The organism is Mesorhizobium sp. CA13, from assembly GCF_020165235.1.
Taxonomy (GTDB): domain Bacteria; phylum Pseudomonadota; class Alphaproteobacteria; order Rhizobiales; family Rhizobiaceae; genus Mesorhizobium.
This window is the reverse complement of the sequence record NZ_JAIUHS010000015.1, coordinates 114723-127865: the sequence shown is the minus strand read 5'-3', so window position 1 is coordinate 127865 and position 13143 is coordinate 114723. Positions and strand designations below refer to the sequence as shown.

Genomic DNA, 13143 nt, shown 5'->3' with positions numbered 1-13143 from the left:
CCGTCAACGCAATGCTCCCGGTAAGGGCTCTGCGCTCCTCAGCAACGCGACAAGTTGGCTTTGCTGGCGGGTTCCATTGGCGAAAATTCGCTCAAGATAGGTGCGGCAGGTTTTCACCGTCATCTTCAGGTCGGATGCGGCATCCTTCAGGGGCTTCCCTTGCGAAAGTGCAGCGGCCAGGCGCGACTCGGAGGGCGTCAAATCGAACAGACCGGCAAGCAGGGTTGGCGAAGGCACGATGGAACTCGGGCTCATCGCCGTCGCCGCAACCATTATGTCCGCGCCCGAAAAGATTTCATGCGCGGCGCGGCGCAGCGGCAGAAGATGAATGACCAGCGCCGGCTGGCCTTCCCTGGCCGAAACGGGAATCGAGCGCACGATGCGATCCTGGCGATTATGGATGATGGCTTCTTGGAAAAGAGAATTGGCGGGCGCATTGGCAAGCGCGAGACCACCATGAGCCGTCGCGATGGAAACGGATGGCATATCGTCCAGCAGGACATTGGCCGTCAGCACCCGTCCCGATGCTGTCATCACCGCAGCCGGCAACCCGATGGCCTCGAGCGCCGACGCTCGCCCTGGCCTGTTCCATTCCCAGTCGCGCCGAAACCAGGCCAGCGCGTGCGAAGTGCGGACGAAGCTGATCGAGCCGGTCGACCGACGCCTGATCGTAGGCGCCATCCGTGGTCCACCGCTGAAAGACGAATGTGACCAGTTCTCCGCTCGGCATGGCAACTGTCGAACAAAGATGGGCGCCGATACCCTCCGCTCTCAGGCGCACCCGCTGGGGATCGCGCTCGATCTCTTGGGCGGTCATGAAAGCTTCTACATGGACGAAGCTTACTGGCTGCATCTCGTACATCCGCATGACGCCAGGGGATAACTTCCAGTTGTCGCCGATCAGGAATTCCTTGAACACCGGCCGAATGTGCTCGAGAGATCTAGCCAGAACCGGGGAATCACCGCTGAACCTGCCGCGAACAGGCGAGCCGTCGCTGAGAACGAAGATCGCGCCGCTGGCCGAGCTCGAAAGGCCGCTGGCTGCCTCCAGGGCACCAGCCCACAAATCCGGAACGAAGGCAGCTTCGTAGATCTTGTCCGTAAGATCGTCGAACATGGGCGCAAAGCCTTTTTCAGAGTCAGCATCACCGACCCGGATCGCCAACGCTCCCAGACGCCAACCGATTCCCGCACAAATCAAAATGCCATGCTGAAAGCTGAGGTCAACCCTGGATTGCTCCTGGTTGATACCGTTTTGAAGCGAAGCAGCGGCCAGTCCGACAGCGAAGACCCGCCATACTTCAATGCGCAGATGACCTTCAAAGTCATCCTACAGTCGGAATATGCCGACTTTTCGGGGATACGCATTTCGTCCAGGTTCCGCCCTCGAATGCGCCTGCGTTTACAGGGGGGTGCTGCGGGTGGGCCAATCGATGTTCGAGAGCGGACGTGCCGCCGTGGCGGGGTTGCTTCCGTTCGCCATCTCCTATGCACTGGTGGCAATGCTGCCCGGCGCCAAAAGGGCATCAATTTCACACGCATTGAATCCGTACAGCCGCACGACGAAACCACGCTCTTCTGCAGCGCTGGAATGCAGCAGTACAAATCCTCTTCTCGGATCCCTCTTACATTGGAACCGTCGCCAACAGCCAGGCATGCTTACGTATGGGCGACCTCGATAAGATAGGAGACGGAACCCACTTTCTCCACTTCACCATGCTCGGCCTTTTCTCGTTCAGGGAGATGACCCTCGGCGAAGCAATAGACTTTTGGCTCGAGTTTCTGGGCACGCTGGGTTGGTTCCGGATCACGTGACCATTCATCCGGACCGGCTGCCTGAATGGAGCCCGCTCTATCGCGGGCGCGTGCCCATTACCCCGGATCCGGAATGCACGTGGAGCGTGGGAATATCAGCGGATACTGCACAGAGTTCTACAAGTGCGGGATCGAGATCGGGAACATCGTCAATCCGCTCGGGACCTGCATCGATGTTGGCTTCGGCCTTGAGCGCCTCGACATGATCGTCAACGACACCCCGGTAGACCACGCACTCGCTACCTTGCGCGATACAGCGATGAGGGTGATGGAAAGCGGATATCGACCCGGCAACAAGGAGCAGGGATATGTTCTGCGCAAACTGCTTCGCCGCATTTACGTGATGGGCAGCACGCTGGATCACCCTTTCTTTGAGGAAGAGATTGAACGCCAGAAGCGACTTCGCACCAAGTACCTGCGGCTTCGCGACCGCTATTGCGACAAAAGTCCGGAATGGTGGTTCGACACGCACGGTATCGATGTTGCAGATATGCGCTAGTTAGATCGCGGGCGAACAAATTACTGCGCTTGGAGGAATGCCGCTGCCTCGAAGGAGGCGGCGGCGATTGGGAAAGCGGTTGCCACATAGAGGTATCCTCTTTGACCCGTCGTTCTTGACGCCGGCGAATAGTGAAAGGACGGTCATTGTGGACTTGGAATCACGTCGAGGAACGGGAAGCAATTTAAGGCAAGGTAAAGGAGTAGTGGGGCAAGCTCGCGCGTGACGACCTTGAACGATCGCCCCGAAACGCGACCAGCTCGAGGTTCATACAAGAGTGCTACGGATCGAAACGGACCGCATTCGCGCGATCTTCGTCGACCGGTGCAACCGCCAGAGTTGCTAGTTTGAAGTACCAGAGGTTTGCTGCGTCACGCAGTCGTGGCAAGCATCTCTGTCGGACGGGCGTAGGCGAAGAGCACCGGAGCGCTCCGTCCTTTGCTCAACCTGCGGCCAAGGGCGTCAACGAACGCGTCGTACCGCGCAGACAGCGTCTCGATGGCAATGCCGACGTTGCGCTCGACCCGCTGGACCCGCGGGCGATCTGATCGAGGCGTCTGGTGACAGGATGGCGGGGCCGCGGCCTCAGCGATGAGCGACAGCGACAGCGAAAGGTCGGCGCACGGGACCGTCGGCCAGCGCGTTCAGGCATGTTCCGGAGCGACTGCATTTGGGGCCGAACCTGCTCGTCGGATTGCGAAGTGAAACCAGAAAGCGACGATCGACTTGGTGCAGGCGATCCTCCCAACGCTGACCCGAAGAGCGTTCACATTTTCCGAAGGCAGGTTTGGCCACTGCAATCCCACACGCGCGAGTTTCCCCGCTTCGAGGCTATGGTTCAGCCGGAACATAGTTCGTATCCACCCATTGTCTTGATGCATCCGTTGGCAAGGGTCGCCGGCGGCCGTTGCTGCGAGAGTGTTTCGAGCCCGGAGGTGAGCCATGGCCAAGCGTCGCATCCATGTTCCGCATGTGACTCTTGCGCAGGCAGACCGCCCTGGGGCAGGGGAAGAATTCGGTCCGCGCAACCATTCCATCGTCGTGATCGGAGCGTCCGCCGGCGGTGTCGAGGCGCTGAAACAGGTGGTCAGCGATTTTCCAGCCGAGCTGAGGGCAGCAGTGTTTGTTGTGCTACATGTCGGCCCGGCAAGCTATTTGCCGGAAATCCTCGATCGCATCGGGCCCCTGCCCACCTATAAGGCCATGAACGGCGCGACATTCACCGTAGGCAATATCTATGTGGCGCCGCCTGGCTTCCATCTGCTGCTTCACGATAACCACATGATGTTGCGGCGCGGACCGCGCGAAAACCTGGCTCGGCCGGCCATCGACCCCCTGTTTCGTTCGGCTGCATTGAGTTACGGCGCGCAAGTCATCGGCGTTCTCCTGTCGGGAGCCCTCTCCGACGGAACGGCGGGGTTGCGGGCGGTCAGGGCCGTCGGAGGAATCACGGTGCTTCAGCACCCGAACGACGCCTTGGTGCCGGACATGGTGCAGAACGCGCTGCGCTATGTCGAAATTGACCATTGCGCACCGGCCGCGGAACTGGGCAGTCTCTTGGCAACACTGGTGGCCGAACCGGCTGGCGAAACCTTTCCCGCCCCTGCGGCCATGAGGCTCGAAGCGGCGATCGCCACACAGGAGCACTCTACCATGAAAGAAGAAGATCGACTCGGCGAATTGTCGGTGTTTACATGCCCGGAATGCCATGGGCCTCTGTGGGAGATTGAGGACGGTGACATGATCCGGTATCGATGCCATACCGGGCACGCCTTTACCTCGGACGCTATAATGGAGGCGCAGTCGGCCGAGGCGGACGAAATACTGTGGAGCCTTCTCAGGGCGCATCAGCAGCGGGCCGAATTCACCCGACGAATGGCGGATCGCGAAAAAGCGAAGGACCGGTCCGAAATCGCCACGCAGCTGCGCGATCGGGCGAAAGAATATCAAGCAGATGCCGAGGTGATCGAGCGCATTCTCGAGAGCAGGCGAGTACGGTAACGAGAAATGACGCAACGGCCGACCAAGGCGACGCAAGCGGCTTCGAGGACTGAGTTCAACGGCGCATCCGCGGCGCAGCCGAGCGCTTCCTTCGCAATCGTCGCCATCGGCGCGTCGGCAGGTGGAATAGCAGCACTCAAAAGCTTCTTTCCCAATGTTCCGCCCGACGGTGGGCTTGCCTATGTGGTAATCCAGCACCTGGACGCCGAGCACGAGAGCGTGCTTGCGAGCATCATTCAGCACTGCACCTCCATCGAGACCCAGACGGCAATCGAGGGCTCCGCCATCGGGCCGAACAGGATTTATGTCATCCCCCCGGGCGTCTCAGTGACCGTGAAGGGCCGCCACTTCCATATGGTGAAGATGGCGGGCAGCCACGCTCGGCGAACCCCGATCGACGACTTTTTCATTTCGCTTGCCGAAGACCAGGGGGAAAACGCTGCCGCGGTTATTCTCTCCGGTACCGGCAGCGACGGCACCATTGGGCTGAGAGCCATCAAGGAGCATGGCGGACTTACGCTGGCGCAGGAGGCAGCCGAATACGATGGCATGATGCGCAGCGCCGTTGATGCCGGCCAGGTCGATATGGTCGTGCCGGCGGAGGACATGGCTGCCAAGCTGATGGACTATTTCCGGCACGCCAGCCGCGTCGCGGCCGATGGTGAAGGGGACCGCCGCAAGCGCGATGTCTCCGAACAGCTCTCCCGGATCGCCGGCCTGCTTCGCGCCCGCACCGGTCACGATTTTAGCGGCTACAAGGATAACACGATACTGAGACGCATTCAGCGCCGGATGCAGGTGTTACAGATCGACGATCCGACCGCGTTCTACCAACGTTTGCGGGAGGAGCCACAGCAAATCGATCTGCTGTTCCAGGACCTTTTGATCGGCGTGACCAACTTGTTTCGCGATCCGCAGGCGTTCCAAGCGCTGGAACGCCTCGTCGTGCCGAAGCTTTTCGAGGACCTGAAACCCGACGAAACGATAAGGGTATGGGTGCCGGGCTGCGCCACCGGAGAGGAAGCTTATTCAATAGCCATGCTGCTGCGGGAGAACGCGCTCCGGGGCACGGCATCGCCCAAACTGCAGATATTCGCGACCGATATCGACGAGCGCGCGCTGGAAGTAGCACGTGCAGGCCGGTATCCGGCGGCCATCGCTACGGACGTGTCGCCGAAGCGGTTGAAGGAGTTCTTCTCGCAGGAGGATGGAACGTACCGGGTTGCCTCCGAACTGAGGGAAATGTGCCTTTTTTCAGTGCACAATCTGTTGCGCGACCCGCCCTTTTCGCGACTCAACCTCATCTCATGCCGTAACCTCCTCATCTATATGAGGTCCGAATTGCAGGAAAAGATCATCCCGCTATTTCACTATGCGCTGCGCCAGGACGGCTACCTCTTTCTCGGCTCTTCGGAAAACGTCACCCGCCACGCGCGCCTGTTCGCCACCATTGACAAGCCAAGTCGCATTTTCCAAAGGCGCGGAGGCATGGCCCAAAAACTGCCGGAATTTCCCCTTGCTGCGGCCCCGCGGCGTGCACCCCAGCAGGCGCGCTCTACGGTGGCTGGAGGAGGAGCGCATGAGCGCGCGGAGCGCCTGCTTCTCGACCGGTATTCTCCTGCCTATGTCGTGGTCAACGCGGCTGGGGAACTGGTGCACAGTTCAGCCAGTACCGGAAAATACCTTGAACTGGCGGCCGGCGCTCCCGATCACAACATCTTCGCAATGGCGCGGCGCGGCCTGCGAATGGACCTTCGGGCCGGCCTGCATAAATCGGTCAACACGGGACAGGTGTCGCTCCAGAACAACATCACGATCGCCACCAATGGCGGCGACCAGACTATCAGCCTGGTCGTGCAGCCGCTTCCGCCGCATGACGCGTCCGATCCGCTTTACATGCTGGTGTTCAGGGATGTCGGCGACCTGAAGCCGGACGCCGAAAGCGGGTCTGCGCACCTCACCGCGGATGTAGAAAGCGCGAATGTCAGCCAACTCGAAAAGGAACTCCGAGAGACCAGGGAGCGGCTTCAGATCACCACGGAAGAGCTGGAATCCTCCAATGAGGAACTGAAATCCTCCAATGAGGAACTGTCCTCCATCAATGAGGAACTCCAGTCGTCCAACGAAGAGCTGGAGACCTCGAAGGAAGAGCTGCAATCGATCAACGAGGAACTGCAGACCGTCAATTCGGAGCTCAATATCCGTGTCGACGAGCTTAGCCGCGCCAACAACGACATAGCGAACCTGCTGGAAAGCACGCAGATCGCAACCATCTTCCTGGACCGGGATCTCTCCATCAAAAGCTTCACTCCGGCGACCAGGGATCTGTTCCGGCTCGTCGAAAGCGATGTGGGCCGGCCGCTTGCGCATGTTCGCCCCCGATTCCCCGCCGACGGCCTCCAGGCCGATATCGAGCAGGTGCTGCGGCGGCTCGGCACGATCGAGCGGCAGGTCCAAACCGCCGAGAGCAACACCCGCTACATCATGCGCGTGCTGCCATACCGCACGCTCGACAATGTCATCGCCGGCGTGGTCGTCACCTTCGTCGACGTTACGAAGATCGCCCGCGCGGAGGAGAAGATCGACGCGCTGACTCATGATCTGCGCAACCGGATCGAAAGCCTGGAAACGCTGCTGGATCTCGTGCCCGTGGGCATCGTCATTGCCGAAGATGGCGATCGCCAAGAGTTTCGGGTCAATCAACGCGCCGCTGAACTGGTTGGCGAACCGTTGAGCGGCGCCAAGCTGACGTCGATACCGGGTGGCTTCGACGTTACAAGGCAGGGAAAGGCCGTGCAAGCCGTGAATCAGCCGTTGGCAACGGCGATCCGGACGGGCGAGGCGGTGGCGCAGTACGAGGCGCGCATCGAGAAACCGGGCGCCGTCGGTGTAGACGTCATGGTTTCCGCGACTCCACTGTTCGACGAAGCTGGAAAAGTTCGCGGGGCGATCAGCACCGTGGTCGACATATCGCGTCACAAGCAGGCCGAGCGCAACCAGGAAAGACTGCTGCACGAATTGCAGCACCGGGTAAAGAACATCCTCGCCACGGTCGCCGCCCTGACCTCCCGCATGGTGCGCTCCTCCCATTCGATAGCCGATTTCTCAACCGCCTTTCAGGAACGCCTTCAGGGGATGGCGCGCACCCACGAACTCCTGTCGCGGCATAACTGGGGGGGCACGGACCTCAAGGAACTGTTGCGGACAACGCTCGCTCCCTATGCGGCCGACCGTCAGCGGAATGTTATCCTGGAAGGCGCTCCGTTCCAGCTTGATGCGAGTGCTGCCGGGACTTTGGGAATGGTGTTCTTCGAGCTTGCGAGCAATGCCGCCAAATACGGAGCGCTCGCTGTCGAGAACGGGCGCGTCGAGATCGACTGGCGCATCGGAGAGCCCGACGGTCCCCTGTCTGTCTCCTGGAAAGAAATCGACGGGCCGGCCGTGGAGGAATCGATCAAGAGGAATTTCGGAACGACATTCATTCAGCAGAGTTTGGAATATGAGTTGGGCGGAAGCGCCGATTTGCAGTTCAGGAAAACGGGCTTGGTTTGCCTTTTGAAAATTCCGCTTTCCAGCACGGGCACGAGAAGCGATACGTCGCTTCCGTTCCGGACCATTGCATGAATGACCAGTTCCCTTTGCGTGGCCTTCGCGTCCTCGTCGTAGAGGATGTCTTTCTGATCGCAATGGACCTTTCCGACCAGTTGATGGAATCGGGATGCGAGGTGATCGGCCCTGCTTCATCGGTGAAACAGGCACTGGAAAAGATAGACAGCGTTCCGCTGGACGGTGCCGTGCTCGATGTCAATCTCGCCGGGGAACAGAGTTTCCCGATAGCGGAATTGCTCGCTTCGCGTGGTATTCCGTTTCTTTTTCTGACCGGCTATGACAGCGTGACAATTATTCCCGAGGCGTTCAAGCAAATCCCGAAGTTGTCGAAGCCCGTTTCCGAGAAGGCGCTGACAAGCGCCGTTGCGCAATTTCAGGACAAAGAAGCGGAATCCCCCAGAGGACGCCTCTGAACGAGGCGATCCGTCCGACCATGCTGCTTCCGCGCGAGATCCTATCGTTTGGCACAGCCAAGATGTTTCAAAGGGGACGAGAAATGTCGGCATGGCGCGCCGCGTACTCCGTTGCTGTCGTCGAAGTTTGGTTCAGGGCGGTGGCAAGGGTGTCTTCAAACGGAGCGGCGCCGGCAACCCCGCGTGTCAGACCTTGACCGAGAAATTCAGGCCCTGGGGGATTGCAGGTAGCGGGCTCAGTCGGTCGACTCACGCGCCAGAACGCCAGTGTGCATTGCGCCGGTCGCCTGCGGGCATGGTACAACGAATGTCGACGTCTGCCCGTTCCCGCCGAAGATTCAGTTAAACAGGTGCTGTGGATGAAGGCTGACTGAATGTCAGCAACCGGCTGAATTCGGCGTTTGGGCCTTCCACAAGGCATTAGTCGACCACGCGCAGGGTCCGAAGCCAGCCGTCAAACATCTCGCTTGGAACGTTAGAGCTTTCTAATTATTTTAGGTTAGCGACTGACATCGCCCTCCGATGTCTGTCGAAGATCGGCTCTCGATCGGCCCGCGTCCTCCCGCCGGAGGCGCGGGCTTCCTCGCATCAGGCGGCCGGGTTCAAACAGCCGTTCATCACCCCTACGGATACCAGCAACGATGAGGTGGCTTAGCCTCTCCAGGCAATGGTGAAACTCTCGTTGGCATCTTGTGAAGGCTGAAAGAGACCCGCGCCTCGACGGCAACCAAGAGTGGCCGGGTGGCGTGCTTGAGGACTGTTGAATGACGCGTGGCGAAAAAAAGCTCACCGGGACCACAATTTTGCATGCAGGATGCTCGGCAAGCGCATAGTGTGGGTATGCGGAGGGGCTGATGATTATGGGAGGTCATCATGTCTTTGGACGTTAGAAAATTAATGGGTGCGATCTTGAACCGTCGGCGTGCGGTCGCTTCGCAACCCAAAACGACACCTATCGCCAAAATGCTCGCGGATCGCCCCATCGTCGGCAAGGCGCCGAAGCTTTCAACCAGGCCGCCTCCGCTCCAATACAGAAGTGCCTCTAATATGTAGACTTCCCCTGCACGCCGCAGCCGTTGACGGGTAACGCCAACCGAAGAGCGTACGCCGCGCCGTCCGAGGGGGCGCTATGTCACCCAATACTCTGGTGCTGTTGCTATCCGGCGCGATCCCGCAGCTATTGATCATCAAAATAGGTAATCGATCCCTTGGTATCCGATTGATCTGATCGGAACCCCCGAGCCTGCCGCCCGTTTCAATTTCACCCGAAACTAAGGGAGGTCAAAGACCATGGACTGGAACCGCATCGAAGGAAATTGGAAGCAGGTCAAAGGCAAGGTCAAGGAACAGTGGGGCAAGCTCACAGACGACGATCTAGACCGAATTGCCGGCAACCGCGACCAGCTCGAAGGCAAGATTCAGGAACGCTATGGCATCGAGAAGGATCGTGTTCGTAGGGATGTCGACGACTGGTATGGTCGGCAGGGCTGGTAGGGATCGTTTCAGATCAAATATGGCGCTGTCACACCGCAGCGCCCTTTTTGAGTGGTGATCTTCGGGCCGGCTGACCGACAGGGCCTTCGATTGGCTAAAGACCTCGTTAGTCGGTAGCTGTCGCCTATATGCCGCTTTCCCACCCAGCTGGGCCCCTGCCCCATCTAACATCGAGCGCTGTTGACCGCATCAGGTCGCTTTCCCAGATGACTATGCCTTGATCGAAACCTCCCTGGATCGCGGACTTCTGTCATGACCCACAAGCTGCTCGGCGGTGTGCCCGACGGCAATGGCGGCTGCATTGCTTCGGATCCGGCGGCATCCAAGGACCGACCGAGAGAACGGCGGTGTGACGGGTGTCCGTCGACGAACCGAAGAATACAAGCGCATCCTCGATCTTGCGCTACTGAGCGTTCCCGAGATCCTTGCGCAACTGAGTCACGAGCGCTTGAGGCGCACCGTCTCCACCGCGAGCGATCCGGCGGGAAGCGCCCGCAAAAGCTCGGCCTCGGGCCCGGTGAGATTGATCCACGCCGTCCAATTCTCCGGCTGAAGTGCTACCACCTGGTGCGACCTCTGGGCCGAGGTCGGTCGTCACTGGTGAAGGTCGGCGGCTTGTTGCCGACGGCCTTCCCGCCAAAATCCAGTAACCGCAAGGAACGGTGGGCCGTTAAGCGTAAGCGATGCTTCGCCTTCGGGTGTTTCGTGCCGGTGAACTCGAAAAACGCGGCAGCCGGAACGAGGCAGCGTTTCTTTTTACCGAATTGCCGGCCTTTCGGAGCGAATTGAACACAGGCCCGCCTTTCGGTCCGGCCGGCGCAGACCCGAACGCCATCGAGGCGAGCTCGATGGCATCGTCGGGGTCGCTCGCCGGATCGTTGATGCCGATGTCGTCGGCCTGAGGCAGATCGAGTTCAGTCTGGTGGACGGGACCTTGAGCGGCAGTGAAGCTGCGACTATGCTGATTTGCGTCCGGCCTTGGCTTTGGGACGGTCCTTGATGCCTTCCTTGGCGAGACTCTTGCGGAGAACCGACGCCAGATCGATAACGTTCTCCTTCGGCGGGGGAACCGGTTTGGGCGGCTGCTTGCCCTTGCGCTTTGCGTCGATTAACGCGATGAGCGCATCCTCGTAGGTATCTTCAAATTTCGACGGATCGAACTTGGTCACTTTCTTGTCGATCAGCAGGCCCGCAATTTCGAGCAGGTCCTGATCGTATTCATGGCTTTTCAGATCTTCAAATACCGTGTCTTCCGAGATCATCTCGTCATGGGTCCGCAACTCGGTGAGCAGCATTCCCTTGCCATATGGCTGTATCACGACTTCGCGCCCGCGTTGGTACAGCACCACGCAGGACCGCGCCGCCACACCCTTCTTGGCCATCGCTTCGCGCAGCACTGAGAAGGCCTCGGTGGAGGCGCCGTCGGCAGGGATCAGGTAATAAGGTTTTTCCAGGTAGCGCGTGTCGATATCCTTGATGGCGACAAACTCGTCGACCTCAAGCGTGTGCTCAGACGTCATCTTGAGCTTTTTGATCTCGTCCGGTTCGACCTTTATGAAATCGCCCGCGTCTGCCTCATAGCCTTTGACTTGGTTTTCGCTATCGACGACATCGCCCGTGTCTTCGTCAACATAGGCAGCCTTGACGGGCAATCCATCTTTCCGATTCAAAATCTTGAAGTGGATTTTCGACGCCTCGCTGGTTGCACCCACAAGCTTCACTCCGCACGACACGGACCCGACTTTTAGAAACCCTTTCCAAACTGCTCGTGGGGCCACCATGCAGTCCTCCTGTCGCGCCGATCCTTGGCACAAACGTCAGCCGGATCGTTCCGTTCCGCCCGCCTGATCAGCATCGACGCACGCGATCGCGGATGGTGCGGCTTTCCATACCGTTAGATGGGCTTATGTTTCAGGGCTGAGACCAAGGCCCCGATTTGCAGGTCCGAGGGTAACGAAACAGTGCCTTCGCACCGCCTAAGTCCTCCCCACGGGACCTGAATGCCGGAGCACAGCGCGGGCCCGCGCTATGTGCCGAGCCTCCCGCTGTGGCAGACCGACTCCTTCTGCCAAAGCCACAGGCGTCGAGCGTCCAAACGCGCGGGACGACCGCGCCGCGCTCCACGGATCAAGGCTGCCGGACAGCACGGATAACCTTCGCCTTGCTCCTGCGGCCGGGACCCTGTTATCCTCAATAGTGTCGCGCCCATATGGGGCTGGATCAAGATGCTACGGCTTTCGCTTTTTGCAACGGTGCCCCCGCGCGGCGTCAATCCTGCTTTCGCCACCACAATTGCGAGACCAGCGCGGTGATCAGGCTGCTTACGACAATCCACGCGGCGATCTCGCCGTCATGCACTTCAGGCCGGCGCGGCGTATCTATCTTGTTGCCGCTCAACACCACTATCGGCGCAAGGTCTGGTCGGCTTCCACGCCTGACCGAGTAAGCGCGCGTAATTTCTGCACCGAAGAGGAAGATCTGCGCTGAATAATAGACCCAAAGCAGCACCACCATCAGCGCGCCTGCCGCTCCGTAGGAAATCGCTATCGCGCTGGTTCCGATATACCAGCCGATCAGCGACGTGCCGATGGTGAACAGCAACGCAGTGACCACCGACCCGACGGCAACATCGCGCCATTTGAGCGTGCGATCCGGCAAGACCTTGTAGATCGCTGCGAAGAGCAGCCCAATTAGCAAGAAAGAGCCAACCGTGTTGACCGTGCTGAGCACCAGTTCGCCGAACGGCAGGTGGTGATTGATGACTTCGCTTAGCGCGGTGATCGCTGCGCTTGCCGCCAGCGATACCATCAGCATCCAAGCCCGCGCTGTTGACGCTCGGATTTCCAAGCTCGTCGAAGCCAGATTGTCCAGCACCTACACCAGATCCAGAAAGCCGATAGGCCGCCTCGCGATCGTGCAATTCTAACATGTCGCCTCTCCGCCTCAGTATTACGGACGGCTAATACGCTCATCCATTCCTCCCGCGACTCAATTCTATACTTGAGAAGTACCCCAGAGTGAGCATTACCGTGCAATATTGTTGAGAGCACCTTAACTTTTCGGCCGGTGTCGCATTCCTGCCGCCATCGCGCCACACATAGAACACAGCACCAGCCCGCAGAGCCGTGCTTTGCGAGTCACTGCGAGCAGGTTCTCGTTTCTCGTTCTCAAATCGGTGTTCGGACTGCCGCCTTCCGGAACACAAGACTCCTGCCGCCTCGTCTCATCTCGTTGGCCGGAGAATTCCTGGATCCAGCGCTCTTGCTCCCTGACGCAGCTGCCGTGATCCATGGCCGGAAAGGCGTACGCAAG

The 13143-nt window shown here is 59.5% G+C and carries 9 protein-coding genes and 1 pseudogene; 6 read left to right on the top strand and 4 right to left on the bottom strand.

Annotated elements, in window-relative coordinates:
• Positions 1-3: 3 nt before the first annotated feature.
• Positions 4-516, bottom strand: a complete 513-nt coding sequence (locus LB566_RS26525; RefSeq protein ID WP_224628837.1) for a helix-turn-helix transcriptional regulator — start codon at positions 514-516, stop codon at positions 4-6.
• On the opposite strand from LB566_RS26525, the gene LB566_RS26520 reads away from it, so the two are divergent.
• The 6 genes and pseudogenes from LB566_RS26520 (at position 503) to LB566_RS26495 (ending at position 9831) form a co-directional block, all read left to right on the top strand.
• On the top strand, positions 503-883 hold the full coding sequence (locus LB566_RS26520) for a hypothetical protein (protein WP_224628835.1): 381 nt from the start codon (positions 503-505) through the stop codon (positions 881-883). The two genes, LB566_RS26525 and LB566_RS26520, sit on opposite strands and share 14 nt — an antisense overlap.
• A 642-nt stretch (positions 884-1525) precedes the next feature.
• Positions 1526-2314 (top strand): annotated as a pseudogene (locus LB566_RS26515) (alanine--tRNA ligase-related protein).
• Positions 2315-3256: 942 nt separating this feature from the next.
• On the top strand, positions 3257-4315 hold the full coding sequence (locus LB566_RS26510) for a chemotaxis protein CheB (protein WP_224628831.1): 1059 nt from the start codon (positions 3257-3259) through the stop codon (positions 4313-4315).
• A gap of 6 nt (positions 4316-4321) precedes the next feature.
• The gene (locus LB566_RS26505; RefSeq protein WP_224628828.1) at positions 4322-7939 is read left to right on the top strand and encodes a CheR family methyltransferase; all 3618 of its coding nucleotides are present in this window, start codon (positions 4322-4324) and stop codon (positions 7937-7939) included.
• Complete coding sequence (locus tag LB566_RS26500) at positions 7936-8337, top strand: response regulator (RefSeq protein ID WP_140554252.1); 402 nt, start codon at positions 7936-7938, stop codon at positions 8335-8337. Before LB566_RS26505 ends, LB566_RS26500 begins: the two co-directional genes overlap by 4 nt.
• Positions 8338-9627: 1290 nt before the next feature.
• The gene (locus LB566_RS26495; protein WP_224628825.1) at positions 9628-9831 is read left to right on the top strand and encodes a CsbD family protein; all 204 of its coding nucleotides are present in this window, start codon (positions 9628-9630) and stop codon (positions 9829-9831) included.
• A 438-nt stretch (positions 9832-10269) separates the two neighbouring features.
• Here the strand turns inward: LB566_RS26495 and LB566_RS30445 are convergent, their stop codons facing one another.
• From LB566_RS30445 to LB566_RS26485, 3 genes are all read right to left on the bottom strand, one after another.
• Positions 10270-10395 (bottom strand): hypothetical protein, encoded by a 126-nt coding sequence (locus tag LB566_RS30445; protein WP_263493820.1) that lies wholly within the window; start codon positions 10393-10395, stop codon positions 10270-10272.
• 392 nt (positions 10396-10787) lie between these two features.
• Positions 10788-11612 (bottom strand): Ku protein, encoded by an 825-nt coding sequence (locus LB566_RS26490; protein ID WP_224628822.1) that lies wholly within the window; start codon positions 11610-11612, stop codon positions 10788-10790.
• Positions 11613-12099: 487 nt separating this feature from the next.
• Positions 12100-12705 (bottom strand): YihY/virulence factor BrkB family protein, encoded by a 606-nt coding sequence (locus LB566_RS26485; protein ID WP_318012877.1) that lies wholly within the window; start codon positions 12703-12705, stop codon positions 12100-12102.
• Between the last annotated feature and the right edge of the window lie 438 nt (positions 12706-13143).

Bases quoted from the DNA above. Each gene is read 5' to 3' on its own strand.
- LB566_RS26510 (WP_224628831.1), top strand. From the start codon at position 3,257: ATGGCCAAGCGTCGCATCCATGTTCCGCATGTGACTCTTGCGCAGGCA.
- LB566_RS26495 (WP_224628825.1), top strand. From the start codon at position 9,628: ATGGACTGGAACCGCATCGAAGGAAATTGGAAGCAGGTCAAAGGCAAG.
- LB566_RS26490 (WP_224628822.1), bottom strand. From the start codon at position 11,612: ATGGTGGCCCCACGAGCAGTTTGGAAAGGGTTTCTAAAAGTCGGGTCC.
- LB566_RS26505 (WP_224628828.1), top strand. From the start codon at position 4,322: ATGACGCAACGGCCGACCAAGGCGACGCAAGCGGCTTCGAGGACTGAG.
- LB566_RS26500 (WP_140554252.1), top strand. From the start codon at position 7,936: ATGAATGACCAGTTCCCTTTGCGTGGCCTTCGCGTCCTCGTCGTAGAG.